Origin of the sequence: Aurantiacibacter luteus (genome assembly GCF_001010945.1) — a bacterium.
Taxonomy (GTDB): Bacteria; Pseudomonadota; Alphaproteobacteria; order Sphingomonadales; family Sphingomonadaceae; genus Alteraurantiacibacter; species Alteraurantiacibacter luteus.
The window spans coordinates 475,348-500,556 of sequence record NZ_LBHB01000001.1 but is presented as its reverse complement, the minus strand read 5'-3'; the positions used below and the strand labels follow the sequence as shown (position 1 = coordinate 500,556).

The window sequence follows — 25,209 nt, the reverse complement described above, 5'->3', positions numbered from 1 at the left end:
CCTTACTCGCCCGCTTGGTCGACGCGGGTTGTCTCCGCCTCGCTCGCGTCCTTTTGCACCTCCAGCGCCTCGCCCGAGAGGCGGATGTGCACGTCGCGCAGCTGGCGGGCCGAGACGACCGAGGGCGCGCCCATCATCAGGTCCTGCGCGCGCTGGTTCAGCGGGAAGGCGATGACCTCGCGGATGTTGGGCTCATCGGCCAGCAGCATCACGATGCGGTCGATGCCGGGGGCCGAACCGCCGTGCGGCGGGGCGCCCAGCTTGAAGGCCTCGATCATGCCGGAGAAGTTCGCGTCCACGTCCTCGCGGGTGTAGCCGGCGATTTCGAAGGCCTTGTACATGATCTCCGGCTTGTGGTTCCGGATCGCGCCCGACGACAGCTCGTAGCCGTTGCAGACGATGTCGTACTGCCAGGCCTTAATCTCGAGCGGGTCGGTGTTCTCCAGCGCCTCCATCTCGCCCTGCGGCATGGAGAAGGGGTTGTGGCTGAAATCGACCTTCTTCAGCTCCTCGTCGTATTCGAACATCGGGAAATCGACGATCCAGCAGAACTTGAAGCAATTCTCCTCGATCAGGCCCAGCTCCTCGCCCACGCGGGTGCGCGCGGCGCCGGCCAGCTTGGCCGCGTCCTTTTCCTTGCCCGCGGCGAAGAACAGCCCGTCGTTCTCGCCAAGACCCAGCTCGGCGTAGAGCTTGAGCATCCCTTCCTCGCCGTGGTTCTTGGCGATGGGCCCGCCGAACTCGCCGCCCTTGCGGGTGACGTAGCCGAGGCCGGCGAAGCCTTCCTTGCGCGCCCAGTCGTTCATGTCGTCGAAGAACTTGCGGCTTTTCTCGTGCGTGGCCGGCGCCGGGATCACCCGCACGCGCCCGCCGCCGCCGACGATCTTCTCGAACAGGCCGAAGCCGGAGCTGGTGAAGTGCTCGGTCACGTCGCTGATGACGAGCGGATTGCGCAGGTCGGGCTTGTCCGTGCCGTACTTCAGCATGGTCTCGGCATAGGGGATGCGCGGGAACTCGCCTGCAGGCGTCACGCTCTTGCCGCCGGAGAACTCCTCGAACACGCCCGCCAGCACGGGCTCGATGGCATCGAACACGTCGTCCTGCGTCACGAAGCTCATCTCGAAGTCGAGCTGGTAGAACTCCGGGCTGCGGTCGGCGCGCAGGTCCTCGTCGCGGAAGCAGGGGGCGATCTGGAAATAGCGGTCGAAGCCCGCGACCATCAGCAGCTGCTTGAACATCTGCGGCGCCTGCGGCAGCGCGTAGAAGCGGCCCGGGTGGAGGCGGCTGGGGACGAGATAGTCGCGCGCGCCCTCGGGGCTGCTCGCGCCCAGGATCGGGGTCTGGAACTCGGAGAAGCCCTGGTCGGTCATGCGGCGGCGCAGGCTTGTGATGACCTTGTTACGCAGCATGATGTTGGCATGCACCCGCTCGCGCCGAAGGTCGACGAAGCGGTACTTGAGGCGCGTCTCCTCAGGGTAGTCCTCCGCGCTGTTGACGATCAGCGGCAGGTCGTCCGCCTTGCTCTGCACGGTCACCGCGCGGGCGAAGACCTCGATCTCGCCGGTCGGCAGGTTGGCGTTCACCGCCGCCGCGTCGCGCGCCTTCACCTCGCCGTCGATGGTGACGACGCTTTCCAGCCGCAGCGCGTCGAGCACGGGCAGCGCCGGGCTGTCCTCGTCCGCCACGATCTGGGTGATACCGTAATGGTCGCGCAGGTCCACGAACAGCACGCCGCCGTGGTCGCGCTTGCGATGCACCCAGCCCGACAGGCGGACGGCCTCGCCGACATCGGCCTTCGATAGCTGGGCACAAGTGTGGGTGCGGTAGGCGTGCATGGAGGACTCTTTTCAATTCGCGGGTTATGGCGCTAAGGCGCGCGGCGGAAGCTTCCGCGGCAGGCCTGCAGCCGTCGCGCGCGCTAACAGGATATGCACGCCGCTTTGTCAAGATTTCCCTCTGGCGAAGCGGGAGCGTGCGCGGGTCGGTGCACCGGCCACCAGACGAAAAGATTGCAATGAACATCCATCCCCTGATTACCAAGACCGCCGACCTCGCCGAGCTGTGCGAGCGGCTCGCCAAGTCCGACTTCGTGTGCGTCGACACCGAATTCATGCGCGAGAACACCTTCTACCCGCTGCTCTGCCTGATTCAGATCGGCAACGAGGAGGAAGCCGCCGCCATCGATCCGCTGGCGGACGGGCTTGACCTCACGCCGCTGTGGGACCTGTTGACTGAGAACGACGAGGTGCTGAAGGTCTTCCACGCCGGCGGGCAGGACGTGGAGATCGTCTACAACTTCACCAAGAAGACGCCCTACCCCATCTTCGACACGCAAATCGCCATGATGGCGGTCAGCCAGTCCGAACAGATCGGCTATGCCAACCTCGTCGAGAGCTGGCTCGGCAAAACGATCGACAAGGGCGCTCGCTTCACCGACTGGAGCCGTCGTCCGCTGACCGAGCGGCAGATCGAATATGCCATCGGCGACGTCACCTACCTCGCCAAGATCTTCCCCCGCCTGCTCAAGAAGCTGATCAAGACCGGGCGCGGCAGCTGGCTCGATGCGGAGATGGAGAAGCTGGCGGACCCCGCCAACTATGCCAACGACCATGGCGAGGCGTGGAAGCGCATCCGCGCGCCGGGGCGCAATCCGGCGGTGCTCGGCCGCCTGCGCGATCTTGCCGCCTGGCGCGAGCAGGAGGCGCAGGACAAGGACATCCCGCGCGGCCGCATCGTGCGCGACGAGACGCTGGCCGACATCGCCAGCCATCCGCCCAAGTCCCAGGCCGATCTCGCGAAGGTGCGCGGGCTTTCGCAGGCTTGGAAGGATAACGACATCGGCAAGCGGCTGATGAAGACGCTCAAGAACTCGCAGCCGCTGTCCGATGACGAGATGCCCGACAAGCCCAAGCGCGGCGCGCCGCTGGGCAAGGAGGGCGTGCTGGTGGCGGACCTCCTGAAACTGCTGCTAAAGATCCGCAGCCGCGAGATCGACGTCGCCAGCCGGCTGCTCACCCGCTCCGACGAACTGGAGGCGCTCGCCGCCGGCGTGCGTAAGCTGCCGATCCTCGAAGGCTGGCGCTACGAGGTCTTCGGCAAGGACGCGCTCGAACTGGTCGAGGGCAAGCTCGCTTTCGCGGTCGAGAAAGGCCGGCTGAAGATGGCGCACATCGACCAGGTCCGCGCGGACATGATCGAGGCGGCGAAGTGATGGTGCGCGGCCTCTTCCCCCCGTCATTGCGAGCGTAGCGAAGCAATCCATCACCCATGGCCCGCGACATTCAGCCCTGCGTCTATATCATGGCCAATCGCAAGAATGGTACCATCTACGTCGGCGTCACTTCGGACATCGCGCAGCGCGGGTGGCAGCATCGGCAAGGACTCGTCGACGGTTTTACCAGGCAATACTGCTGTAAGACCCTAGTTTGGTACGAGTTGCACCCGACGATGGAGTCCGCCATCCTGCGTGAGAAGCAACTCAAGGCTGGTTCGCGGAAGAAGAAGATCGCGCTGATTGTCGAACGTAACCCCGACTGGCGCGACCTCTATGCCGAAGTGATAGCCTAGGTGATGGATTGCCGCGTCGCCTTCAGCTCCTCGCAATGACGAGCTTGGGATAATGTCCACCTACCTCCCCACCATCAAGCAGCTGCAGTATCTCGTCGCGCTGCACGAGCATGGCCATTTCGGCCGCGCGGCGGAGGCATCGTTCGTGTCCCAGTCCACCCTTTCCGCCGGCATCCGCGAGCTCGAATCGCTGCTCGGCGTGACGCTGGTGGAGCGCAGCCGGCGGGTGGTGCGCTTCACTCCGCTCGGCAACAGCGTGGTCGACAAGGCGCACCGGCTCTTACGCGAGGCGGAGGAACTGGCCGCGCTGGTGCAGGCCGCTGGCAAGCCGCTGTCGGGCGAGCTTCGCATGAGCGTAATCCCCACCATCGCGCCCTTCCTGCTGCCGCGCATCCTGCCGCGCCTGCGGCGCGAGCGCCCGCAGCTGAAGCTGTTCCTGCGCGAGGAGACGAGCGACCACGCCATCGAATCGCTGCATCACGGACGCGCCGACTGCGTGCTGCTCGCCCTGCCCTTCGCCACCGGCGAGGTGGAAAAGGCGCATATCGCCACCGACGAACTGTTCGTGGCCTTCCCCAAGGACGACCCGCGCGATCCGCCCGAGGAAATTGCCCCCGCCTCGATCGACGAGGCGCGGCTGTTGCTGCTGGAGGACGGCCATTGCCTGAAGGAACACGCGCTGGCCGCCTGCAACAGGCCCGAACTGCGCGCCTCTGCCACCATGATCGGTACGAGCCTGCACACGCTGGTGCAGATGGTCGACAACGGCCTCGGCCTCACCATGCTGCCGCAGATGGCGATCGATGCCGGCATCCTGCACGAGACCGACGTGGTCGCCCGGCCCCTCAAGGGCAGCAAGACCAGCCGCGAGATCGCCCTCGTTTGGCGGCCCAACAGCCCGCGCGGCGACGAGTTCCGCCTGCTGGCCCAGGAACTGCGCGCCGGATGATTTTCGGATATTTCAGCGACTTCGCCCGTTGAGCCCATCGTGACAGGGGTTTTCCGATCTATTGCCGCGCTCGCGGGGCTGGCCGCTTTGGCCGCCTGCGGGTCAGACGACGCGCCGCCCACCGACCGCGCGGAGGCGGCCCTTGCCGAGCGCGACGATGCGGCAAGTCCGCCCGTCGCCGCTCCGCCGCCCGAGACTGCCGATCCCGCGGTGCAGGAAGCGCGCCAGGAGCTGACCGGCCTGCTCGAAACCATCGCGGCAGATTTCGGCGGCACGACGGGCATCGCGGTCGTCGACTTGGAGGACGGCTGGAGCACGGGCGTCAATGCCGATGCCCTGCTGCCGCAGCAGAGCGTTTCCAAGCTGTGGGTGGCGCTGACCGCGCTCGACCGGGTGGATCGCGGCACGCTGACACTCGGCGATCGGATCACCATCGCGCGGCAGGACCTGACCGTGTTCCACCAGCCGATCCGCGAGGAAGTGCTGCGTGCAGGCTCGCTCGAAATCAATCCGCTCGACCTGATGACCCGCGCCATCACCCGCAGCGACAACACCGCCAACGACGCCCTGCTGTGGGCCGTGGGCGGCCCGGACGCGGTGCGCGCCATGCTGCGCGACAAGGGCATCGCCAAGGTCCGTTTCGGCCCCGGGGAGCGGTTGCTGCAAAGCTCCATCGCCGGGCTCGAATGGCGGCAGGAGTGGGCCTATACCCGGCAAGGCTTCTACGATGCGCGCGATGCGCTGCCCGATGCCACCCGCAAGCGCGCGTTCGAGAGCTATCTCGCCGATCCGGTCGACGGGGCCAGCCCGCGCGCCATCGCCACCGCCCTCGCCCGGCTGGCGCGCGGGGAACTGCTGGCACCGCCGACGACGAAGCTGATGCTAGATACTCTGCGCGAAACCCGCAGCGGCCCGCGCCGGCTGAAGGGCGGCCTGGAACAGGGTTGGAGCATCGCCCACAAGACCGGGACCGGGCAGTATTACGACGGCCGCCAGTCCGGCTACAACGACGTCGCCCTGCTGTTCGCGCCCGACGGGCGGACTTATGCCGTGGCGGTAATGATCGGCGAGACCCGGCAGGGCGTGCCGGGCAGCACGGCGATGATGCAAAAGGTGACGCGAGCGGTGGAGGACTACGATGCCTTGCTGCGCGCCGATGAAAGCTTGCGGACCAGCGGCTAGGTCAATCCATGTGCTTGAGGCCGACGCGCAGGTAATCCCACCCGGTTATCACCGTCAGGATGGCCGCGCCCCACAGCGCGAACAGGCCGACCGTGTGCGGCACGTTCGCGGCGATATCGCCCAGCGGCATGGTCCAGCCGGGCAGGCCTTCTCCGAGGATAAGCGAGCCGAGCGCGACCATCTGGAAAGTCGTCTTCCACTTGGCGAGCTGGCTGACCGGCACGCTGACCTGGATGCCGCCGAGGAATTCGCGCAGGCCCGACACCGCGATCTCGCGGATCAGGATGATCAGCCCGGCGATCACGTGCATGTCGCCCACGTATGGCCCGCGCAGGATGTTCTGCGCCGCCAATACCAGGATGACGGTCGCCACCATGATCTTGTCGGCGATGGGGTCGAGGAAGATGCCGAGCCGCGAGACCGCTCCGCTCGAACGCGCCAGCATCCCGTCGAAATAGTCGGTGATCCCCATCGCGCAGTAGAGCGCGAAGGCCATCAGGTACCCCAGCTCCCACCCCGGCCACCACAGCAGGTAGGCGAGAAGCGGCAGCGCCATGATGCGGCTGAGGGTGAGGATATTGGGAAGGCTCCACATCGTGCGCTAGCCCCTAGCCCATAGTACGCGCGGGAAAAAGCGTGGCTTCGCCCGATGATTAGGGATAAGCCCGGCGTCACTCGTTCCGGGGCAGGACAAAGGCGTCGCACCAGGCTTTCATGTTCACGTCGACACACCTGCTGAAACAGCGCCGCTTCATGCCGCTGTTCGTCACCCAGTTGCTCAACGCCTTCAACGACAACCTCTACAAGACCGCGATGGTGCTGTTCGTGGTCTATACCGTCTACGACAGCGCCGATACCGAAACGCTGTTTTCGGGCGCGGCATCGGCGGTGTTCATCCTGCCCTTCTTCCTGCTATCCGCCATCGCCGGCCAACTGGCGGACCTGCGCGACAAGGCCGCGATCATCCGCAAGGTCAAGGCGGCGGAGATCGCCATCATGGCCGTCGGTGCCTTCGGGCTGTTCCTCGCGTGGAAGGGCGTGGCGGTGGACCTCTTCGCCATCCCGCTGCTCATGCTGGCGCTGTTCGCGATGGGGGTGCACTCCACATTCTTCGGCCCGATCAAGTACGCGATCCTGCCCCAGCACCTCGAACCGGACGAGGTGCTGGCGGGCACCGGGCTGGTCGAGGCGGGCACCTATCTCGCCATCATGGCCGGCACGATCCTTGCCGGTTTCCTCTACGTCGAGCACGCCGCCATCGGCATCGTCGGCTTCGCGGTGCTAGGCTATCTCGTCAGCCGGCAGGTGCCGCCCGCCCCGCCGATGGGCGCGCCAGAGCGGATCGACTGGAACCCCTTCACCTCGTCGTGGCGGCTGATCGGCGACATAGTCCACAACCGCGAGGTGTTCTACGCCATCCTCGCCATCAGCTTCTTCTGGACCATCGGCAGCGTGCTGTTCATCCAGTTCCCGCCGCTCGCCAAGAACGTACTGATGGCGAGCAAGGAAGTGGCGAGCCTGTTCCTCGTGTTCTTCTCCATCGGCGTCGCGATCGGCTCGGTGGCGGTCAACCTGCTGCTGAAGGGCCGCGTTTCGGCGCGCTACTCGCCGCGTTCAGTGCTGATGATGGGGGCGATGGTCGCGGTCTTCTACTTCGTCTGCCGCGCCTGGAACGCCACTCTGGACAGCACCGAGCTGATGGACGTGCCCACCTTCCTCTCGCACCCGCTCGCCTGGGCGGTGCTCGGCAGCCTGCTGCTGATCGCGATGTTCGGCGGAATGTTCGTGGTGCCGCTCTACGCCTTCCTGACGACCAAGGTGCCGACAAGCCAGGCGAGCCGCGCGGTCGCGGCGAACAACATCGTCAATTCGGGTGCGATGGTGGCGGGATCGCTGCTGGCGCTGGGGCTGAGCGCGGCGGGCGTACCGTTGGCCGAGCAGGTCTTGCTGTCGGCGGGGATGTGCCTGGTATCGGCTTGGCTCGGGCGCCGCCTGCACCTCGCCGAGTTGCAGGCGGCGGGCGAGAACCCGCTGCCCTTACCCGGCGGACATCCTTCTCAGGAAAAGTAGGCGAGCGTGCAAACGAAGCCGGCGGCGTAAGTCGCCAGCACGCTCTCGGCTTCCTTGCGCGTCAGGCCCAGCTTCAGCCGCCAGGGTACCATGCGTTCGACCTCGTTCGCGCGGCGCACGACGTGGGGCGGGAGCGAGGCCCGGAAGGGGTGGCGGGCCGATTCATCGGTCAGGACAAGTGCGCGTCTCATGATGCGATATTAACGCTTTGGTAAGGATTTGATCCATCGCGTCTTGGCCCGTGTCCACAGTCGGGACGGTTCGCAACAGGCGCGATAGTTGCCGCCGCAAACTGGCGCGGCTAACGCGGCAGGCATGACCAGAACCGCCTCCCGCCTGCTCGTCGATTGCCTCCTGGAACAGGGATGCGACCGCATCTTCACCGTGCCGGGAGAGAGCTTCCTGCCGGTGCTCGATGCGCTGGCCGACACGCCCGCCATCGACACGATCACCTGCCGGCAGGAGGGCGGAGTCGCCTTCATGGCCTGCGCCGACGGAGCCATGACCGGGCGGCCCGGCGTCGCCTTCGTCACCCGCGGGCCGGGCGCGACCAATGCCAGCATCGGCGTGCACGTCGCCATGCAGGATTCGCAGCCGATGGTGCTGTTCATCGGCGACGTCGACCGGGGGATGCGCGACCGCGAGGGCTTCCAGGAAATCGACTTTCCCGCCTTCTTCGCGCCCATCGCCAAGTGGTCCGCGCGCATCGACGATGCCTCGCGCATTCCCGAATACATCGCCCGCGCCTGGTCGACCGCGACCTCGGGCCGCCCGGGCCCGGTGGTCCTCGCCCTGCCCGAGGACATGCTGCACGAAACGAGCGTGTCCTCGCCCGTCCGCCCCGCCGTGCCGCGCGTGGCGCAGTCGCCCTGCCCCGACGTCATGGCGACCATGATGCAGTTGATCGGCGATGCCGCCGCCCCGCTCGCCATCGTCGGCGGGGCCGGCTGGCATGGCCGCGCCCGCCACTATTTCGCCGAGTTCGCCGAGCGCATCGGCCTGCCCGTCGCAACCGCCTTCCGCCGGCAGGACGCGCTGGCAACGGACAGCCCGGTCTACGCGGGCAACCTCGGCTACGGCCCCAGCCCGAAGCTGACCCAGCGGGTCAAGGCGGCCGACCTGCTGCTGGTCGTAGGCGCGCGGCTGGGCGAGGCGACGACCGATGGCTATGCCCTCGTCACACCCGACCACCCGGACCAGGTGGTGATCCACGTACACCCCGATCCGGAGGAGCTCGGCCGGGTCTACCGCACCGACCTCGCGATCTGCGCCGACATGGCCGAATTCGCCGAGAGCGCCGCGCTGTGGGACGACGGCGAGGTAATCGACTTCGACAGCGGGGCCGAGGCGCATGAGGAGTGGCTCGCTTGGTCGACGCCGCGCGAGGAAGCGCAGTTCGACCTCGACCTCGCGCTGGCCATGGCGACCTGTCGCCGCCTGCTGCCCGTCGATACCATCGTGTGCAACGGCGCGGGCAACTTCGCCGGCTGGTGGCACCGCTACTGGCGCTATGCCGGTTTCCCCTCGCAGCTCGCCCCCACGGCCGGAGCCATGGGATACGGCGTGCCGGCGGCGGTCGCGGCGGCGCGGCGCTTCCCGGATCGCACCGTGGTCGCGGCGGCGGGCGACGGGGATTTTCTGATGAACGGGCAGGAACTGGCGACGGCGGCGCAGTACGGCCTCGATCTCATTGTGATCCTGTTCGACAATTCGACCTACGGCACCATCCGCATGCACCAGGAGCGCGAATATCCGGGGCGCGAAGCGAGCACGCACCTTGCCAATCCGGATTTCGCGCTGATGGCCGAAAGCTTCGGCGGCTGGGGCAAACGGGTGGAGAACAACGCCGAATTCGATTCGGCGCTGGAGGAAGCGCTGGGCCGCAAGGGCATCCGCCTCATCCACTGCATCACCGATATCGAGCAGCTGAGCGCGGCCGGGGCGACGGTGAGCGGGCTGCGCCGCCGGTAGATACAGAAAGGGCCACCGCGATGGTGGCCCCTTCCGTTGTCACATCGACCTTGAAGGCCGGGTGACGAAACTGCGTGCAGCGATCAGATGTCGTTGCCCAGCTTGCCTTCGATTTCACCCTTCAGCTGCTGGGCTTCGCCCTTGGCTTCCTGGTTCTTGCCTTCGGCGCGCGTCTCGGGATTGCCGGACTGCTGCTTCACGTTGCCGACGGCTTCGTTGACGTTGCCTTTTACCTTTTCGGTGAACTCACCCATGGTGTGTCTCCTTGATCGTGCGGCCCGCGACGACCGCGTGCCTGTTGCAAAATCAACCTTTGGGCAGTGCTGAAAGTTCCGGCCTTATCGCTCCGACATCGCAATAATCCTGTCCCACTCCTCCGGTCGTATTTCCGCCACGGACAGGCGCGAGAGACGCACCAGTTCGATGCCCTCGAGCGTCGGCTCGGCCTTGATCTCCTTGAGCGTGACGGGGCGTGCCAGCTTGCTCACCGGTTTGACCTTTACCGTTGGCCACTTCCCCTCCGGATCGGTCGGGTCGATCAGCCCTGCCTCGCTCACCTCGGCGATGGCGACGATCTCCAGCCCCTTGTTCGAGTGATACCAGAACAACCCGTCGCCCACGGCCATCGCGCGCAGGTTGTTCGCCGCGCGGTGGTTGCGCACCCCGTCCCACACGGTTTCGCCGTCGCGGACGAGATCGTCCCACGCATACTTGAACGGTTCGGACTTGATCAGCCAGTGGTTGGGCAAAGCGGACTCCTCGGACGAAAGATGCGCGCTACGCCTAGCGACTGGGGCGCTGGCCCGCAATTAACGGCTTATTGAACATGTCCTGTCACACCGGGCGCAGGATTTCAGGGGTCCCGACTTGCCAGAGGCAACCGCCAGCAACGACATTCGCACAAAGCCGAGGCTCGGCCGCGCCGGTCGCGACGTGGTCGCATTGGGGATCGCGGTCGCCGCCGTCGTCCTGTTCGTGGGCATCGGCGGATCGGTGCTGCCCAAGGTCGTGCGTGCCTGGGCCGGCGACGGCAGCGCGCCCGGCATGGTGCTGACCAACGCCCTCCTGCTCAACATCGCGCTCGTGATCTTCGGCTGGCGACGGTACAGCGAGCTGCATCGCGAGGTCGGCGAGCGCCGCGTGGCCGAGGCGCGCGCGCGCGAACTGGCCGAGCGCGACCCGCTGACCGGCTGCCTCAACCGCCGCAGCGGACCGCCTGCCATCGAGGCGCTGCGCGAGAAAGCGCGAACGCTGGGCCAGGAGGTCGCGGTCATGCTGATCGACCTCGACAACTTCAAGCAGATCAACGACCTGAACGGCCATTCCGCGGGCGACCGCGTGCTGACCGCGATTGCCCGCAGCATTGCCGCCGTGCTGCCCGCGGACAGCGTCGTCATCCGCATCGGCGGCGACGAATTCGCCTGCGCCGTCCCCTTCCACTACCACGCCCGCGACTGGGTCGATCGGCTGGCCGAGAGCATGATCGAAAAGGTGTCCGCTCCGGTCGAGCTCGACGAGGGACAGGTACAGGCGACGATCTCGATGGGCCTTGCCCACACCGGCGGCGAAGTGCGCGAGGGCGACCCGCCCATCACCGCCGACCGCCTCGTCCACCGCGCCGACATCGCCATGTATCATGCCAAGAAGCGCGGTCGTAACCGCTGCTTCTGGTTCGAGGCGCAGATGGAGGACGAGCTGCGGTTCCGCAACGAGCTGGAAACCGGCATCCGGGAAGGGCTCAAGAACGACGAGTTCGTGCCCTATTACGAACAGCAGATCGACCTCGAGAGCGGGCGGCTGGTCGGCTTCGAGATGCTGGCGCGCTGGCATTCGCCGAAATACGGCGTGGTGAGCCCGGAAATCTTCATTTCCATCGCCGAGGAAATCGACCTGATCGGGGCGATGAGCGAAGGGCTGATCCGCAAGGCTCTGCGCGATGCGCGCGAATGGGACGCCTCGCTCAGCCTGTCGGTCAACATCTCGCCCCTGCAACTGCGCGATCCGTGGTTCGCGCAGAAGCTGCTCCACATCCTCGTCGAGAGCGGCTTTCCGCCGCACCGCTTCGAGATCGAGATCACCGAGAGCTGCCTGCACGAGAACGTGGGCGCGGTGCGCACGATGGTCTCGAGCCTCAAGAACCAGGGCATTCGCATCAGCCTCGACGATTTCGGTACCGGCTATTCCAGCCTCTCGCAGCTGCGATCGCTGCCGTTCGACCGGCTCAAGATCGACCGCAGCTTCGTCAGCGAGATCGCCAGCGACCAGGCCGATGGCGAACTGGTGCGCGCCATCGTCTCGCTCGGCAGGGGCCTGTCGCTGCCCGTCACCGCCGAGGGTATCGAAAACGGCAAGGTGCTCGACGCGCTGAAGGGCATGGGCGAGATCAAGGGCCAGGGTTATCTCTACGGCCGCCCGGAAGATGGCTCCACGACGCGCGAAAGGCTGGCCGGGCTGGGACTGCTCGCGCCCGCAGCGGTCCGCCATTCCGACAGCCCGGCGCCTCTCGAAGCGGTGCGCAAGGCCGGCTGATCCGGCCTTCGCCATTGCGGTTTCGGGGACGCGCCCCTAGGTCCGCCACCATGCGCGTTCCCTTCTGGAAGATGCACGGCCTTGGCAACGATTTCGTCGTGCTCGACGCGCGCGAAACCGCGCTGCCCGAACTGCTGCCCGCCACCGTGCGCGCGCTGGCCGACCGGCGCGAGGGGATCGGCTGCGACCAGCTCATCGTGCTCGAACCGAGCAGCGAGGCGACCTGCGCCATGCGGATCTTCAATTGCGACGGAGGCGAGGTGGAGGCCTGCGGCAATGCCACCCGCGCGGTCGCGCTGCTGCTGGGCGAACCGGCACGCATCGCCACCAGGGGCGGCCTGCTGGCGACCACGCCGGGCGATGCGAGCGCCTCGGTCGACATGGGCGTGCCCCGGTTCGACTGGGACGCGATCCCGCTCGCCTATGCCATGGACACGCTCGCCATGCCCGTCGGTTGGGACGAGCTGGAGCAGCCCGTCGCGGTCAACGTGGGCAATCCGCACGTCGTCTTCTTCGTCGAGGACAATGACGCGGTGCGCCTCGACACGCTCGGCCCGCTGATCGAGCACGACGAGCTGTTTCCCGAACGCGTGAACGTCAACGTTGCCACTGTGGAGGATCGCAAGACCATCCGCCTGCGCGTGTGGGAGCGCGGCGCGGGGCTGACGCGCGCCTGCGGCACCGGTGCCTGCGCCACCGCGGTCGCCGCCATGCGCCGCGGCCTCGCGGACCGGCAGGTGGCGGTGCATCTGCCCGGCGGAACGCTCACCATCGGCTGGGGGCACGACGATCACATCACCATGTCAGGCCCGGCGACCGAGGCCTTTCGCGGCGAATTCGGATGGGACGACTACGCTTGAGCGCCGAGGTGATTTCGCCCCTCGTCGTGAACCTCGGCTGCCGCCTCAACATCGCCGAGAGCGAGCGCATCGCCGCCATGCTGGCAGGCGAGGACGTGGTCGTCGTCAACTCCTGCGCCGTCACCGCCGAGGCCGTTCGCCAGACCCGCCAGGCCATCCGCCGCGCCCGTCGCGATCGCCCCACCGCCCGCGTGCTCGTCACCGGCTGCGCGGCGGAGATCGAGCGTGACGAACTGGCGCGAATGCCCGAGGTCGACGGCCTCGTACCCAACGCCCTCAAGCTCGATGCCCGTGCCTGGAACGTGGCAGAGCAGCCCTTTCTGCCGCAGGATCGCACCCGCGCCTTCATCGCCGTCCAGAACGGCTGCGACCACGCCTGCACCTTTTGCGTCATCCCGCAGGGGCGCGGGGCGAGCCGCTCGCTGCCGGTCGCAGAGGTGCTGCGCGAGATCGAGCGCCACCTCGCCCTCGGGGCGCCCGAGGTGGTGCTTACCGGGGTCGATACCGCCAGCTGGGGGCACGACCTGCCGGGCCAGCCGCCGCTCGGCGAACTGGTCGCCGCCGTCCTATCCGCCTTCCCGGACCTCACGCGCCTGCGCCTGTCCTCGCTCGACGGTCCGGCCATCGACCCGCAGCTGGAGGATCTGTTCGCCGCCGAACCTCGCCTGATGCCGCACCTGCACCTCTCGCTGCAACATGGCGCGGACCTGATCCTGAAACGCATGAAGCGCCGCCACAGCCGCGCCGACGCGGTCGAGCTGGTCGGCAGGCTGAAGGCACGGCGCCCCGACATCGCCGTGGGCGCCGACCTCATCGCCGGTTTCCCGACCGAGAGCGAGGCGCACCATGCTCAGAACCTCTCCATCGTGCGCGAACTGGGCGTCGTCCACGGCCACGTCTTCCCCTACTCGCCCCGCCCCCGCACCCCCGCCGCGCGGATGCCGCAGGTGGACCGCAAATCCATCCGTTGCCGCGCCGCCGAGCTGCGCGCGGAGGTCGCCAAGGTGCGAAACGACTGGCTCGCCGGCCTCGTGGGCAAGCCGCTTTCGGTCCTCGCCGAACGCGACGGCGCGGGCTATGCGGAAAACTTCGCGCGGGTGGCCTTGCCCCCCGGCATCACGGCGGGCACCCTGCTGACCGTCATCCCCACCTCCCACGACAAGGGCCTTCTCACGTGAGCGAACCGAGCTGGACCGACAAGCTGTTCGGCGGCTTTCGCAAGACGTCCGAGCGCCTTTCCGATAATCTCACCGGCGTCATCGGCACCGCCAAGCTGGACAATGCCACGCTGGACGATGTCGAGGACGCGCTGATCCTCTCCGACCTCGGCCCCAGCGCCGCCGCGCGCATCCGCGACAAGCTGGCCGAAAAGCGCTTCGGCCTGACCATAACCGAGCGCGAGTTGAAGGAGGCCGTGGCCGAGGAGATCGCCGCGATCCTGCGCCCCGTGGCAAAGCCGCTGGAGGTCAACGCCTTCCCGCGCCCGCAGGTCATCCTCGTCATCGGCGTAAACGGCAGCGGCAAGACGACGACCATCGCCAAGCTGGGCCACTGGTTCATGGAGGACGACTACGGCGTGCTGCTGGCCGCCGGCGACACCTTCCGCGCCGCCGCCATCGGCCAGCTCAAGGTCTGGGCCGACCGCATCGGCGTGCCCATTGTCACCGGGCCGGAAGGGGGCGACCCGGCCTCCATCGTCTACGACGCTGTCAAGCGCGCGACCGACACCGGCATCGACGCGCTGATCGTCGACACCGCCGGACGGCTCCAGAACAAGCGCGAGCTGATGGACGAGCTGGCCAAGATCCGGAAGGTGCTCGGCCGCCTCAACCCGGAGGCGCCGCACGACGTGGTGCTCGTGCTCGATGCCACCAACGGCCAGAACGCATTGGGCCAGATCGAGATCTTCAAGGAGGTGGCGGGCGTCACCGGCCTCATCATGACCAAGCTCGACGGCACCGCGCGCGGCGGCGTGCTGGTGGCGGCGGCCGAGCAGTTCGGGCTGCCGATCCACGCCATCGGCGTGGGCGAGACGCTGGACGACCTCAGGCCCTTCGACCCGGACCTGGTGGCGCGTGTCATCGCGGGGGTGGCTTAGCGCACTGCGCCCCCACCCGCTCGCCCTGAGCTTGTCGAAGGGCTGCCTTGACTTGGCACAAGCGCGCAGTCTCGAAGAAAAGACAATCCTTCGACAAGCTCAGGATGAGCGGATATTGAAACAGCCATGACATCCCAAACCACCAAACCCAAGGGCAGCGGCTGGATCAGCGTTGCGGTCGATTACGGCCCGCTGCTGGTGTTCTTCCTTACCTACAAGTATTTCGCGCCGGTCGACGAGAGCGACATGGCGGGCGAAGTCTTCGCGGTCGTGCGCGGCACGGTCGCCTTCATCGTCGCCGCCGTGGTCGCGCTGGCGATCAGCAAGTGGCGGCTCGGCAAGGTCAGCCCCATGCTGATGCTGTCGACCGCGCTCATCGTCGGGTTCGGCGCGCTGACCATCTACTTCCAGGACGAACGCTTCATCCAGTGGAAGCCGGGCATCGTCTATGTCCTGTTCGCCGTCGTCCTGCTGGCCGGATACGCGCGCGGCAAGGCGCTGCTGAAAATCTTGCTGGAGGCCGCTTTCGACGGTCTATCGGACGAGGGCTGGCTGAAGCTGTCGCGCAACTGGGGGCTGTTCTTCATCGTCCTCGCGGCGATCAACACCGTGCTCATCTACTCCGTCAGCTTCGAAACCTGGCTCGGCATGAAGCTGTGGCTGTTCCTGCCGCTCACCTTCCTCTTCACCTTCAGCCAGGTGCCCATGCTGATGCGCCACGGGCTCGACGTGGGCGAGACCGAGGAAGTGGTGAAGAACGAGCCGCCGACGGGCTGATTTCGCTTTCCTACCTGCCGGTGCTGCGGGCAGGTGCACCCGCTGAGGCAGACCGGCCAACGGGCGACGTTTCCGCGCCAACCGCGCGAAGTGTCAACTTTGCTGGCCCGCCAAGTCTTTGAACCGATTGCAAATCCGTGACGACAGGCGGTTGACGGTGTCAACTTCGCGCCGGCCCCGTCAGATCTCCACCTGGCTTCCCAGTTCGACCACGCGGTTGGTCGGCAGGCGAAAGAATTCCATCGGGGTCGCGGAATTGCGCATCATCCATGCGAACAGCTTCTCGCGCCAGACCTTCATGCCCGGCTTGTCCGCGCTCAGCAGGGTCTGGCGGCTGAGGAAGAAGCTGGTCTTCATCATGTCGAAGGCGCCGCCGCACATCTCCTCGCGCTGCAGGGCCTGCGGCACGTCGGTTTCCTGCATGAAGCCATAGTGCAGGATCACGCGGAAGAACCCGTCGCCAAGGCTCTGGATCTCGCAGCGTTTCTCCTCGCCCACGTAGGGCACGTCGGCGATCTGCACGGTCAGCACCACGACCCGCTCGTGCAGCACCTTGTTGTGCTTGATGTTGTGCAGCAGCGCGCTCGGCGTGCCGCTGGAGCCGGAGTTCATGAAGATCGCCGTCCCCGGCACGCGGCTGGTGCTGGACCGGGCGCTCTTGGCGAAGATGTCGAGCGGCAGGCTCATCTCGGTCATGCGCGCCCGCATCAGGCTGCGGCCCTTGGCCCAGGTCGTCAGCACGGTGAAGGCGATGGCGCCCACGATCAGCGGGAACCAGCCGCCGTCGGGCACCTTGGTCAGGTTCGCGGCGAAGTAGGCGCCGTCGACGATAATGAACAGCGCGATCACCGGCACGGCCAGCCACCACTTCCACTTCCACACCGCCAGCAGCAGCACGGCCATCAGCAGCGTGTCGATCATCATCGCGCCGGTCACCGCGATGCCGTAGGCGCTCGCAAGGTTGGAGGAGTTCTGGAAGAACAGCACCAGCACGATCACCGCCAGCATCAGCATCCAGTTGATGACGGGGATGTAGATCTGCCCGTGGTGTTCGTCGCTGGTGTGGCGGATCGACAGGCGCGGCACGAAGCCGAGCTGGATCGCCTGGTGCGTGACGCTGAATGCCCCGCTGATCACCGCCTGGCTGGCGATGAAGGTGGCGCAGGTCGCCAGAATCACCAGCGGCAGGCGATAGGCGTCGTTGGCGAGGAAGAAGAACGGGTTGAGGATCGCCTCCTCGGCCGCCGCGTCGGGCAGGCCGATGATCATCGCGCCCTGGCCGAAGTAGTTGAGCAGCAGGCAGGGCATGACGAAGCCGAACCAGCTCAGCCGCATCGGCCCGCGCCCGAAGTGGCCCATGTCGGAATAGAGCGCCTCCGCCCCCGTTACCGCCAGCACCACCGAGCCGAGCGCAAGGAACGCGGTGTATTTGTCGGTGATGAAGAACTGCACCATGTAGTAGGGATTGAGCGCCCACAGGATCTCGGGCGTCGCCACGATGTAGCCGATGCCCAGCACGGCCAGCACGACGAAATAGACCGTCATCACCGGGGCGAACATCATGCCAACCTTCGCCGTCCCGCGCTGTTGCAGCACGAACAGCGAGATCAGCAGCACCAGCGCGATGGGCAGGACGAAGCGTTCGAGGCCCGGGTTCACCACCGTCAGGCCCTCGACCGCCGAGAGCACGGAGATCGCCGGGGTGATCATGCTGTCGCCGTAGAACAGCGCCGTCGCCGCCACGCCCAGCATCACCACCACGCCGCTGTGCCTGGACTTGCCGATGGTGCGCGAAAGCAGCGCCACCAGCGCCAGGCTGCCGCCCTGCCCCTTGTTGTCGGCGCGCATCAGGATGCTGACGTACTGGATCGAGACAATCAACGTCATCGACCAGAAGATCAGGCTGAGCACGCCCAGGATGTGCATGTCGTCGATCGGCAGTTCGTGGGGCCCGCGAAAGGTCTCGCGGAAGGCGTAGATCGGGCTGGTGCCGATGTCGCCGAAGACGATGCCGATAGCGCCCACCGCCAGCTTCAGCCGGGCGGAGTCGCGGTCGTTTGTGGTAGCACTCATGCGATCGTCATCTCGCTCCGTGGCGGGCGAAGGGGGGCCTTTAGCAGCGCCCCGGGTGCCCCGCAAACGGAACTATTGGTCCGTATTGCCGGGGGGAGGTGGCGGTATCGGGGACTGTGCGGGAGGCTGGGCAGGAGGCTGGGCGGGAGCGCCCGCGGCGATCTGCGCGAGCAGTCCGTCGAGCCGTGCCAGCCGCTCTGCCAGCCCGGCCCGTCCGGCGGCGTCCGGTGGCGCGTTGGCGAGCGTTTCCGCCCAGGCCTGCCGCGCCTCGAGCAGCTGCCCCTGCCGGATCAGCGACACGCCGAGGAAATAACCGGGGCCGGGATGCGCGGGCTTGAGCGCAGCCGCTTGCCGGAAGGCGTAGAGCGCGGGCGCGGTCAGCGCGCCGTCGGCGTGCTCGGTCAGCGCGATGCCGAGCGCCAGCCAGGCCTCAAAATCGGCGGGGTTCTGTTCGGTCACGCCCGCAAGATAGGTCGCCGCATCGGCATAGCGCGAGCGCCGCGCCATCGCGTCGGCGGTGATGATGAGGTTGGCGGTGGAGCGATCCTCGTCGCCGATGAACTCCTGCCGCTGCGCGACCACGTCCTGCTGCTCCCCGCCGGCATCGAAAGCTCCGCGAGCCGGGGCCGAGGACATTCCGGGGTTCGCCTGCAGGGCATAGCCCGCGAGTCCGAAGGCCAGCGCGGCGGCCAGCGCCATCCACATCGCGCGCGGCACGCGCAGCCACCACACGGCGATGGCCAGACACGCGGCGGCGAGCAGCAGGACGAGAATCCAGGTCATCCCCCCTCCCCGCTCGCCCTGCGCCGCCCGACCCGAGCCAGCAGCAGGAGCACCGCCAGCACGAGGATGATCGCGGGCACCACGAACAGCGGCCAGGTCGAGGCGCTGACCTGCGGTTCGTAGCTGATGTAGTCGCCGTAGCGCGAGATCAGCCAGTCGCGCACCTCGTCGGGGCTTTCGCCCGCGGCGATGCGGGCGCGGACCTGGTGGCGCATGTCGCCCGCGATGGGCGCGTCGGAATCAGCGATGGACTGGCTCTGGCACTGGAGGCAGCGCAAGGTGTGCATCAGTTCTCGCGCCGCGGCCTCCTGCGCCGGGTCGGCGAGCTGGGTGTAGGCATAGGGCGCGGGCGGCACGTTGCCCTGCGCCGCCAGCGGCCCGGCGAGAGCGAGCAGCAGGAGGGCTACGAGCCTCCTCACGAACCGGACCCCGCCTTGCGCAGTTCAGCCAGGATCACCGGCACGTCGCCTGGCGCGATGGGCCCGATGTGCTGGTAGGTTATGCGCCCCGCACCGTCGATCACGAAGGTTTCCGGCACGCCCGAAGCGCCTAACGCGAACTGCGTTTCCGACAGGTCGTCGCGCCCGATGCGGGTGAAGGGATTGCCGTAGAGTTCGAGGAACTGCGCCACGTCCTCCGGCGTGTCGCGCAGGGCGACACCGGTGATCCGCGCGCCCTGCCGCTCGAGCGCCTCGAGCTGCGGTGCCTCGATCCGGCAGGGGATGCACCAGCTGCCGAACAGGTTGAGCAGCTGCGGCTCGCCGGTCTTGAAATCGGCCGTCGCCAGCCCCGGCCGATCGGCGGAGGCAGGCTCCAGGGCGAACTGCGGCAGCGGCTGGCCCACCATCGCGCTGGTGACGAAATCGTTCTTCGGCTGGTTCAGCTGGTAGTAGAACAGCGCGAACAGCGCCGCGGCGACCGCCACCATGCACCAAAGGATGATCCGGAGCCGCCTCATGCCGGGTACGCCTCGTCGACATCGTCTTCGGGGCGGCGGCGGCGGCGTAGGTCGGTGGTCACGCGGCCCACCAGCGAAAGCGCCCCGCCCAGCGCGATCAGCACGCCGCCGTACCAGATGAAGGTGACGAAGGGCTTCCACCACAGCCGCAGTTGCCAGCGCCCGTCCTGCGCCTGGTTGCCCACGGCGACGTAGAGCTGGCCGTTCCAGCGGGTGAGCAGCGCCACCTCGCTCGTCTCCATCACCGGAGCCCAGAAATTGCGCGATTGCGGCGCTGCCCGGCGCTCGGCCCCGCCCTCGTAGGCGAGGTGCAGGTTGGCCTGGATCGCGGTCCAGTTCGGTCCGGCGACGGGATAGACGGTATCGAGCCGCCCCTGCCACGGTCCCACCTCAACCGCGTCGCCCACGCTTGCCGCAACCAGCCGCTCCTGCTGGAAGGCGCTGTCCGAAGCCATGCCGAACAGCGCCACCGCCACGCCGAAATGCGCGACGACCATGCCCCAGGTCGCGAGCGGCGTGCGGCGCAGCGACCTGCCGGCGAGCGGCAGCAGGCTGGCAATTCCGACGCCCACCGCGAGGGCGAGGCCGATGAGCGGCAGAAGGTGAATGTCAGCCACCAGCCAAACGCCCAGCAGCACCCCAAGGGTGACGGCGAAGAGCGCGATCACCTGCCAGCGGATGCGCGCGAAGCCGTCCTCCCGCCAGCGCAGCAGCGGTCCGACCATCAGCACCAGCAGCATGGGTACGAGGAAGATGGCGGAGACCGGGTTGAAATAGGGCGGCCCGACCGAGACGCGAATGTCGAAGGCCTCGGTCAGCAGCGGGTAGAGGGTGCCCACCAGCACGATGCCGAGGATGGCGGAGAGCGCGATGTTGTTCACCACCAGCGCACCCTCGCGGCTCGTCACGGCAAAGCGCTCGCCCTCGGCGATGGTGGCCGCGCGAAGGGCAAAGATCACCAGCGCGCCGCCGATGTAGAGCACCAGCAGCGCGAGGATGAAACTGCCGCGTTCCGGGTCCACGGCAAAGGCGTGGACGCTCGTCAGGATGCCGGAACGCACGAGAAAGGTGCCGATCATGCTCATCGAAAAGGCGACGACGCCGAGCATGATGGTCCAGGTCCGCAGCGCATCCCTCGCCGCCAGCACGCTGACCGAGTGCAGGAGAGCGGTGGCCGCGAGCCATGGCATCAGCGAGGCGTTTTCCACCGGGTCCCAGAACCACCAGCCGCCCCAGCCGAGCTCGTAATAGGCCCAGTAGCTGCCCGCCGTGATACCCAGCGTCAGGAAGATCCACGCCGCCAGCACCCAGGGCCGCATGACGCGGGCGAAGTCGGGCGTAACGCTGCGCGTCAGCAGCGCACCCACTGCGAAGCTGAAGGCTACAGACAGGCCGACGTAGCCGACGTAGAGCGTGGGCGGGTGGAAGGCCAGGCCGATGTCCTGCAACAAGGGGTTGAGGCCATTGCCCTCGGGCGGCGCGGGGCTGAGACGCTGGAAGGGATTGGAGCTCAGCAGGAGGAAGGCGTAGAAGCCGAGGCCCACAAAGGCCTGCGCGGAGAGGGTTGCCAGCATCGTGCGCTCGGGCAGGCGGCGCTCGACGAAGGCGATCAGGCCGCCCGCCATCGCCATCACGGTGATCCACAAGAGCATGGACCCCTCATGGTTGCCCCAGGCACCCGAGACCTTGAAGATCCATGGCTTCATCGAATGCGAATTGTCCGCGACCAGCTTCACGGAAAGGTCGGTGACGGCGAAAACGTAGAGCAGGCACAGGAACGCGACCGTACAAAGCAGCGCCTGCAGCACCGCGGCGGGGCGTGCGACGGCGGCAAGCTCCATCCCCTCGCGCCGCGCACCCAGCACGCCGCCGAGCAGTTGCAGCACGGCGAGCGCGGCGGCGAGCCACAGGGCGGCGAGGCCGATCTCGGGGATCATCGGGCCGACCTCATTCGGTGGTTTCCGCCACTTTCTCGCGCGCCTGCTCGCGGCTCATGTCCTCGAGCTCGCGCGGCATGTAGTTCTCGTCGTGCTTGGCGAGGAGGTTGGTGGCGACGAAGGTGCCGGAGGCATCCATGCTGCCCTCGGCCACCACGCCGCTGCCTTCCACAAACAGATCGGGCAGGATGCCCGTGAAAGTGACGGGCACCCGGCCTTCCCCGTCCTGCACCACGAAGGTCACCGTCACCCCGTCCGCCGCGGTGGTCAGCGAGCCTTCCTCGACCATGCCGCCGAGCCGGATAGCCTGCCCCGGCGCGGGGGGATCGGCGGCGATGTCGGCGGGGACGTAGAAGTAGCTCGCCTGGTTCCTGAGGCCGTAAATCGCCAGCAGCGTCGCGCCGATCAGCGCGGCAAAGGCGAGCAGGATGAGCACCAGCCGCTGGTGCTTGGCTTTCAGGGGGGAATTGCTCATCGGCGCTTCACCGCATCACGGCGCGCCTCGGCCCGGCGCATGGCCCGCCAGCTCCAGCCGACGAGCAGCGCGATGCCGACCACGACTACTGCGTAGGCCGCCCACACGAAGTCCCACTGGTCGAGCGCCTCACGCATCGGCCAGTTCGCCCTGCCCACCCGCCTGCATGGCTCGTCGCCGCAGTCGCGCCTCGGCCTGCGTTTCCGCCAGCAGCGCGCGCATCCGCATCAGCACCACCGCGCCGAACAGCAGCGAGAAGCCGAGCACGGCGACCAGCAGGCCGGAGAGAAACTCGCCCGACATGGCGCTGCCGCCGGTGGTGATGCTGGGCGGCTGGTGCAGGCTGTTCCACCACAGCACCGAAAAGTGGATGATCGGGATATTGACCGCGCCGACGAGCCCGAAGATCGCCGGCACCCGGCTCGACCCGCCCTCGCGCGCCACGGCCTGCGCCAGCGCGATGTAGCCGAGGAACAGGAACAGCAGGACGAGGAAGCTGGTCAGCCGCCCATCCCACACCCACCAGGTGCCCCATGCGGGGCGGCCCCAGATCGATCCCGTCGCGAGGCCGAGAAAGGTGAACGCCGCCCCCGGCATCGCCGCGCCGCGTGCAGCCAGCGCGGCGAGCGGATGGCGCCAGACGAGTTCGGCGAGGCTGGCGAGCGCGATAGTGGTCCATCCCGCCATGCCCAGCCACACGCTCGGAACGTGGATGAAGAGGATGCGCACGGTCTCGCCCTGCAGTCGCTCGGCGGGCGCAAAGGCCAGGCCGTAGATCATGGCCCCCGCCGTCAGCAGCAGGCCCGACCACAACAGCGCCGGCGTCAGCCAGCGGGCAAGTTTCAGGAAACGGGCGGGATTGGCGTAGGCGTGCATCGTCCGGGAATAAGCAATTTCGCGCGCCGCTCCCTTGGCAGGTAGAGGGGTGCGCGGCAAGTGTCGCACCCGATAGCCGGACCGCGATTAACCGCGCCCGATCAGCTCCATCGCCATCGCGTCGGCCACCTCGTTCGAGGGCGTGCCCTCGGCCTCGCTCTTGTCCCAGATCGACTGCAGGCGGCCGGGAATCTGCGCGATGCGCTTGCGCACCTCGTTGATGTCGCAGGGCTCGCCGTGCTGGCGGCACAGGTATTCGAGGCTGACGTTGATGATGCCGCCCGCGTTGATGACGTAATCGGGCGCATAGAGGATGCCGCGATCGTGGAGCACACGGCCATGCTCGGGCCGGGCGAGCTGGTTGTTCGCGCCGCCGGCCACGATCGCGCAATCGAGCTGGGCGATGCCGGCATCGTCGAGCACCGCGCCGAGCGCATTGGGGCTGAACACGTCGCACGGCGTGCCCATGATCTGCTCGACCGCCACGGCCTCGCCGCCCACTTCCTTCGCCAGCGTCTTGGCACGCTCGGCATCGATGTCGGAAACGACGAGGCGCGCGCCGTCCTTGGCCAGCAGGCGCGCCGTGCCGCCGCCCACCGAGCCACAGCCCTGGATGGCGACGCGCACGCCCTGCATGGAATCCTTGCCCAGCTTGTGCGCCACGGCGGCCTTGATGCCGTGGTAGATGCCCATGGCGGTGAACGGGCCGGGATCGCCGCCCGCATCGCCCTCGTCCACCGGCAGGCCGCACACGTGCTGGGTGCGGGTGGCGACCTCCTGCATGTCGGCGACGCTCGCGCCCACGTCCTCCGCGGTGACGTAGCGGCCACCCATGGCCTCCACCGCATCGCCGAAGGCGTGGAGCATTTCCGTGGTCTTGGTGCCCTTGCGGTCGAGCAGGACAACGGCCTTGCCGCCTCCCATGGGCAGGCCGGCCATGGCGTTCTTGAAGCTCATCCCGCGCGACAGGCGCAGCGCATCGCGCATTCCCATCTCCGGATCGGGATAGTGCCAGAAACGGGTTCCGCCCGCACCTGGGCCGAGATGCGTGGAATGCAGCGCGATGATGGCGAGAAGGCCGCTGGCACGGTCGTGGACGACGTCCACCCGCTCGTGCTCGTCCCAATCGGGCTGCGTCCAGAATGCCGACATTTCGCGTGCCCCTTCAACCGGTTGCAACGCGCTGCCCGAGTGGGAAATGGGGCGACCGACGGGATCCGAACCCGCGACCTCCGGTACCACAAACCGGCGCTCTAACCAACTGAGCTACGGTCGCCACACCACGCGAGCACGCGCTTGACGGCGCGGCTTTAGGGCCCCGCGCCAGCCGGTCAAGCGGCTAGTCACGCGGGTCGCGGCCTGTTGCACAAGCAGGCGCGCAAGCAAAGCGAAAAGTGCGCACAGCGCCCGGACACGCAAGATTGTTGCTTGCCCTTTCGCGCAGGTCTCCCCCGGACTATGCACCGGGCATGACGAATCCCGGCGAGACAACTTCGACCACGCTGCTGCAATGGCCGGGGGTGCGGCAATTGCCGTCGGCGCGCATAACCTTGCTGACCTGCCCGCATTTCCTGCCGGAGGATTTGTGTGCCGAACTGATCGGATTGATCGACAAGGACCGCCGACCCTCCACCATCGCCGATGCCAATGGCGACGACTACTTCCGCACCAGCGAGACCTGCGACCTCGATGCCTCCGAACCAGCCGTGCGGGACCTGGAGGCGCGGCTGTTCGCCCTCAACGGCATTGACCCCGCGCACGGCGAACCGGTGCAGGGCCAGCGATACGAGGTGGGCCAGGAGTTCAAGAACCACACCGACTACTTCGAGCCGCAGGGTGCGGACTTCCACAAGTTCTGTTCGGTCGCGGGCAATCGCACCTGGACCTTCATGATCTATCTCAACGACGTCGAGGCCGGCGGCGCTACGCGGTTCAAGGTGGTGGGCAAGACCTTCCAGCCCGAGGCGGGCAAGCTGCTCTGCTGGGACAACCACCGCATCGACGGCTCGCTCAACGCCGCGACGCTGCATCACGGGATGAAGGTGAGGAAGGGCGTGAAATACGTCATCACGAAATGGTATCGCGAAAGGCCGTGGGGATGAGC

General features: G+C 67.4%; 26 protein-coding genes and 1 tRNA gene. 12 read left to right on the top strand and 15 right to left on the bottom strand.

The window, feature by feature from the left end; genetic code table 11:
- Positions 1-2: 2 nt before the first annotated feature.
- Positions 3-1,835, bottom strand: coding sequence for an aspartate--tRNA ligase (aspS, locus tag AAW00_RS02460; protein WP_047002734.1), 1,833 nt, complete (start codon positions 1,833-1,835; stop codon positions 3-5).
- Positions 1,836-2,014: 179 nt separating this feature from the next.
- Between aspS and rnd the strand changes: the two genes are divergently transcribed.
- From rnd to AAW00_RS02440, 4 genes are read left to right on the top strand one after another with little or no spacing between them, the layout of a single operon-like run.
- Positions 2,015-3,211: a ribonuclease D gene (gene rnd / locus AAW00_RS02455; protein ID WP_047002733.1), complete on the top strand. Its 1,197-nt coding sequence runs from the start codon at positions 2,015-2,017 to the stop codon at positions 3,209-3,211.
- Positions 3,212-3,267: 56 nt separating this feature from the next.
- Entirely contained in the window at positions 3,268-3,567 is a 300-nt protein-coding gene (locus AAW00_RS02450; protein ID WP_047002732.1) for a GIY-YIG nuclease family protein, read from the top strand.
- Between the two features lie 52 nt (positions 3,568-3,619).
- Entirely contained in the window at positions 3,620-4,516 is an 897-nt protein-coding gene (locus AAW00_RS02445) for a hydrogen peroxide-inducible genes activator (RefSeq protein ID WP_047002731.1), read from the top strand.
- A 39-nt stretch (positions 4,517-4,555) separates the two neighbouring features.
- Entirely contained in the window at positions 4,556-5,698 is a 1,143-nt protein-coding gene (locus AAW00_RS02440; RefSeq protein ID WP_241461610.1) for a serine hydrolase, read from the top strand.
- 1 nt (position 5,699) lies between these two features.
- Here the strand turns inward: AAW00_RS02440 and pgsA are convergent, their stop codons facing one another.
- The gene (pgsA, locus tag AAW00_RS02435) at positions 5,700-6,293 is read right to left on the bottom strand and encodes a CDP-diacylglycerol--glycerol-3-phosphate 3-phosphatidyltransferase (RefSeq protein ID WP_047002729.1); all 594 of its coding nucleotides are present in this window, start codon (positions 6,291-6,293) and stop codon (positions 5,700-5,702) included.
- Between the two features lie 119 nt (positions 6,294-6,412).
- Between pgsA and AAW00_RS02430 the strand changes: the two genes are divergently transcribed.
- On the top strand, positions 6,413-7,768 hold the full coding sequence (locus AAW00_RS02430) for an MFS transporter (RefSeq protein WP_047002728.1): 1,356 nt from the start codon (positions 6,413-6,415) through the stop codon (positions 7,766-7,768).
- On the opposite strand, the gene AAW00_RS02425 is transcribed toward AAW00_RS02430, so the two are convergent.
- Positions 7,756-7,959, bottom strand: coding sequence for a hypothetical protein (locus tag AAW00_RS02425; protein WP_047002727.1), 204 nt, complete (start codon positions 7,957-7,959; stop codon positions 7,756-7,758). The genes AAW00_RS02430 and AAW00_RS02425 overlap by 13 nt on opposite strands.
- A 124-nt stretch (positions 7,960-8,083) precedes the next feature.
- Here AAW00_RS02425 and AAW00_RS02420 point away from each other — a divergent pair, with 124 nt between their 5' ends.
- Positions 8,084-9,739 (top strand): thiamine pyrophosphate-binding protein, encoded by a 1,656-nt coding sequence (locus AAW00_RS02420; RefSeq protein WP_047002726.1) that lies wholly within the window; start codon positions 8,084-8,086, stop codon positions 9,737-9,739.
- 83 nt (positions 9,740-9,822) lie between these two features.
- On the opposite strand, the gene AAW00_RS02415 is transcribed toward AAW00_RS02420, so the two are convergent.
- Complete coding sequence (locus AAW00_RS02415; protein ID WP_047002725.1) at positions 9,823-9,993, bottom strand: CsbD family protein; 171 nt, start codon at positions 9,991-9,993, stop codon at positions 9,823-9,825.
- A gap of 84 nt (positions 9,994-10,077) precedes the next feature.
- Positions 10,078-10,488: an EVE domain-containing protein gene (locus AAW00_RS02410; RefSeq protein ID WP_047002724.1), complete on the bottom strand. Its 411-nt coding sequence runs from the start codon at positions 10,486-10,488 to the stop codon at positions 10,078-10,080.
- A 118-nt stretch (positions 10,489-10,606) separates the two neighbouring features.
- Between AAW00_RS02410 and AAW00_RS02405 the strand changes: the two genes are divergently transcribed.
- The 5 genes from AAW00_RS02405 (at position 10,607) to AAW00_RS02385 (ending at position 16,003) form a co-directional block, all read left to right on the top strand.
- Positions 10,607-12,268: a putative bifunctional diguanylate cyclase/phosphodiesterase gene (locus tag AAW00_RS02405; protein WP_052761726.1), complete on the top strand. Its 1,662-nt coding sequence runs from the start codon at positions 10,607-10,609 to the stop codon at positions 12,266-12,268.
- 50 nt (positions 12,269-12,318) lie between these two features.
- Complete coding sequence (gene dapF, locus AAW00_RS02400; RefSeq protein WP_047002723.1) at positions 12,319-13,128, top strand: diaminopimelate epimerase; 810 nt, start codon at positions 12,319-12,321, stop codon at positions 13,126-13,128.
- On the top strand, positions 13,110-14,306 hold the full coding sequence (locus tag AAW00_RS02395) for a MiaB/RimO family radical SAM methylthiotransferase (RefSeq protein WP_047002722.1): 1,197 nt from the start codon (positions 13,110-13,112) through the stop codon (positions 14,304-14,306). The genes dapF and AAW00_RS02395 overlap by 19 nt, the downstream gene beginning before the upstream one ends.
- On the top strand, positions 14,303-15,226 hold the full coding sequence (gene ftsY, locus AAW00_RS02390) for a signal recognition particle-docking protein FtsY (RefSeq protein ID WP_047002721.1): 924 nt from the start codon (positions 14,303-14,305) through the stop codon (positions 15,224-15,226). The genes AAW00_RS02395 and ftsY overlap by 4 nt, the downstream gene beginning before the upstream one ends.
- A 126-nt stretch (positions 15,227-15,352) precedes the next feature.
- Entirely contained in the window at positions 15,353-16,003 is a 651-nt protein-coding gene (locus AAW00_RS02385; RefSeq protein WP_047002720.1) for an inner membrane-spanning protein YciB, read from the top strand.
- A 180-nt stretch (positions 16,004-16,183) separates the two neighbouring features.
- Here the strand turns inward: AAW00_RS02385 and AAW00_RS02380 are convergent, their stop codons facing one another.
- The 10 genes from AAW00_RS02380 to AAW00_RS02340 form a co-directional block, all read right to left on the bottom strand.
- Complete coding sequence (locus AAW00_RS02380) at positions 16,184-18,076, bottom strand: potassium transporter Kup (RefSeq protein ID WP_047002719.1); 1,893 nt, start codon at positions 18,074-18,076, stop codon at positions 16,184-16,186.
- Between the two features lie 72 nt (positions 18,077-18,148).
- Positions 18,149-18,859: a tetratricopeptide repeat protein gene (locus tag AAW00_RS02375; protein WP_047002718.1), complete on the bottom strand. Its 711-nt coding sequence runs from the start codon at positions 18,857-18,859 to the stop codon at positions 18,149-18,151.
- The gene (locus AAW00_RS02370) at positions 18,856-19,278 is read right to left on the bottom strand and encodes a cytochrome c-type biogenesis protein (RefSeq protein WP_047002717.1); all 423 of its coding nucleotides are present in this window, start codon (positions 19,276-19,278) and stop codon (positions 18,856-18,858) included. Before AAW00_RS02370 ends, AAW00_RS02375 begins: the two co-directional genes overlap by 4 nt.
- Positions 19,275-19,817 carry a redoxin family protein gene (locus tag AAW00_RS02365; protein WP_047002716.1) on the bottom strand — a complete coding sequence of 181 codons (543 nt, stop codon included), beginning with the start codon at positions 19,815-19,817 and terminating at the stop codon, positions 19,275-19,277. The genes AAW00_RS02370 and AAW00_RS02365 overlap by 4 nt, the downstream gene beginning before the upstream one ends.
- Positions 19,814-21,754, bottom strand: a complete 1,941-nt coding sequence (locus AAW00_RS02360; RefSeq protein WP_047002715.1) for a heme lyase CcmF/NrfE family subunit — start codon at positions 21,752-21,754, stop codon at positions 19,814-19,816. Before AAW00_RS02360 ends, AAW00_RS02365 begins: the two co-directional genes overlap by 4 nt.
- 10 nt (positions 21,755-21,764) lie before the next feature.
- Positions 21,765-22,229 carry a cytochrome c maturation protein CcmE gene (ccmE, locus tag AAW00_RS02355; protein WP_047002714.1) on the bottom strand — a complete coding sequence of 155 codons (465 nt, stop codon included), beginning with the start codon at positions 22,227-22,229 and terminating at the stop codon, positions 21,765-21,767.
- Positions 22,226-22,366 carry a heme exporter protein CcmD gene (gene ccmD, locus AAW00_RS14455; RefSeq protein ID WP_063359792.1) on the bottom strand — a complete coding sequence of 47 codons (141 nt, stop codon included), beginning with the start codon at positions 22,364-22,366 and terminating at the stop codon, positions 22,226-22,228. The genes ccmE and ccmD overlap by 4 nt, the downstream gene beginning before the upstream one ends.
- Positions 22,359-23,105: a heme ABC transporter permease CcmC gene (ccmC, locus tag AAW00_RS02350; RefSeq protein WP_047002713.1), complete on the bottom strand. Its 747-nt coding sequence runs from the start codon at positions 23,103-23,105 to the stop codon at positions 22,359-22,361. The genes ccmD and ccmC overlap by 8 nt, the downstream gene beginning before the upstream one ends.
- 87 nt (positions 23,106-23,192) lie before the next feature.
- Positions 23,193-24,257 (bottom strand): Glu/Leu/Phe/Val family dehydrogenase, encoded by a 1,065-nt coding sequence (locus AAW00_RS02345; protein WP_047002712.1) that lies wholly within the window; start codon positions 24,255-24,257, stop codon positions 23,193-23,195.
- A 47-nt stretch (positions 24,258-24,304) separates the two neighbouring features.
- Positions 24,305-24,381, bottom strand: a tRNA-His gene (locus AAW00_RS02340).
- Positions 24,382-24,574: 193 nt separating this feature from the next.
- Here AAW00_RS02340 and AAW00_RS02335 point away from each other — a divergent pair.
- Positions 24,575-25,207 (top strand): prolyl hydroxylase family protein, encoded by a 633-nt coding sequence (locus AAW00_RS02335; protein WP_047002711.1) that lies wholly within the window; start codon positions 24,575-24,577, stop codon positions 25,205-25,207.
- Positions 25,208-25,209 lie beyond the last annotated feature (2 nt).

Bases quoted from the DNA above. Each gene is read 5' to 3' on its own strand.
- aspS (WP_047002734.1), bottom strand. From the start codon at position 1,835: ATGCACGCCTACCGCACCCACACTTGTGCCCAGCTATCGAAGGCCGAT.
- rnd (WP_047002733.1), top strand. From the start codon at position 2,015: ATGAACATCCATCCCCTGATTACCAAGACCGCCGACCTCGCCGAGCTG.
- AAW00_RS02450 (WP_047002732.1), top strand. From the start codon at position 3,268: ATGGCCCGCGACATTCAGCCCTGCGTCTATATCATGGCCAATCGCAAG.
- AAW00_RS02445 (WP_047002731.1), top strand. From the start codon at position 3,620: ATGTCCACCTACCTCCCCACCATCAAGCAGCTGCAGTATCTCGTCGCG.
- pgsA (WP_047002729.1), bottom strand. From the start codon at position 6,293: ATGTGGAGCCTTCCCAATATCCTCACCCTCAGCCGCATCATGGCGCTG.
- AAW00_RS02430 (WP_047002728.1), top strand. From the start codon at position 6,413: ATGTTCACGTCGACACACCTGCTGAAACAGCGCCGCTTCATGCCGCTG.
- AAW00_RS02425 (WP_047002727.1), bottom strand. From the start codon at position 7,959: ATGAGACGCGCACTTGTCCTGACCGATGAATCGGCCCGCCACCCCTTC.
- AAW00_RS02420 (WP_047002726.1), top strand. From the start codon at position 8,084: ATGACCAGAACCGCCTCCCGCCTGCTCGTCGATTGCCTCCTGGAACAG.
- AAW00_RS02415 (WP_047002725.1), bottom strand. From the start codon at position 9,993: ATGGGTGAGTTCACCGAAAAGGTAAAAGGCAACGTCAACGAAGCCGTC.
- dapF (WP_047002723.1), top strand. From the start codon at position 12,319: ATGCGCGTTCCCTTCTGGAAGATGCACGGCCTTGGCAACGATTTCGTC.
- AAW00_RS02395 (WP_047002722.1), top strand. From the start codon at position 13,110: ATGGGACGACTACGCTTGAGCGCCGAGGTGATTTCGCCCCTCGTCGTG.
- AAW00_RS02385 (WP_047002720.1), top strand. From the start codon at position 15,353: ATGACATCCCAAACCACCAAACCCAAGGGCAGCGGCTGGATCAGCGTT.
- AAW00_RS02380 (WP_047002719.1), bottom strand. From the start codon at position 18,076: ATGAGTGCTACCACAAACGACCGCGACTCCGCCCGGCTGAAGCTGGCG.
- AAW00_RS02375 (WP_047002718.1), bottom strand. From the start codon at position 18,859: ATGACCTGGATTCTCGTCCTGCTGCTCGCCGCCGCGTGTCTGGCCATC.
- AAW00_RS02365 (WP_047002716.1), bottom strand. From the start codon at position 19,817: ATGAGGCGGCTCCGGATCATCCTTTGGTGCATGGTGGCGGTCGCCGCG.
- AAW00_RS02360 (WP_047002715.1), bottom strand. From the start codon at position 21,754: ATGATCCCCGAGATCGGCCTCGCCGCCCTGTGGCTCGCCGCCGCGCTC.
- ccmE (WP_047002714.1), bottom strand. From the start codon at position 22,229: ATGAGCAATTCCCCCCTGAAAGCCAAGCACCAGCGGCTGGTGCTCATC.
- ccmD (WP_063359792.1), bottom strand. From the start codon at position 22,366: ATGCGTGAGGCGCTCGACCAGTGGGACTTCGTGTGGGCGGCCTACGCA.
- ccmC (WP_047002713.1), bottom strand. From the start codon at position 23,105: ATGCACGCCTACGCCAATCCCGCCCGTTTCCTGAAACTTGCCCGCTGG.
- AAW00_RS02345 (WP_047002712.1), bottom strand. From the start codon at position 24,257: ATGTCGGCATTCTGGACGCAGCCCGATTGGGACGAGCACGAGCGGGTG.
- AAW00_RS02335 (WP_047002711.1), top strand. From the start codon at position 24,575: ATGACGAATCCCGGCGAGACAACTTCGACCACGCTGCTGCAATGGCCG.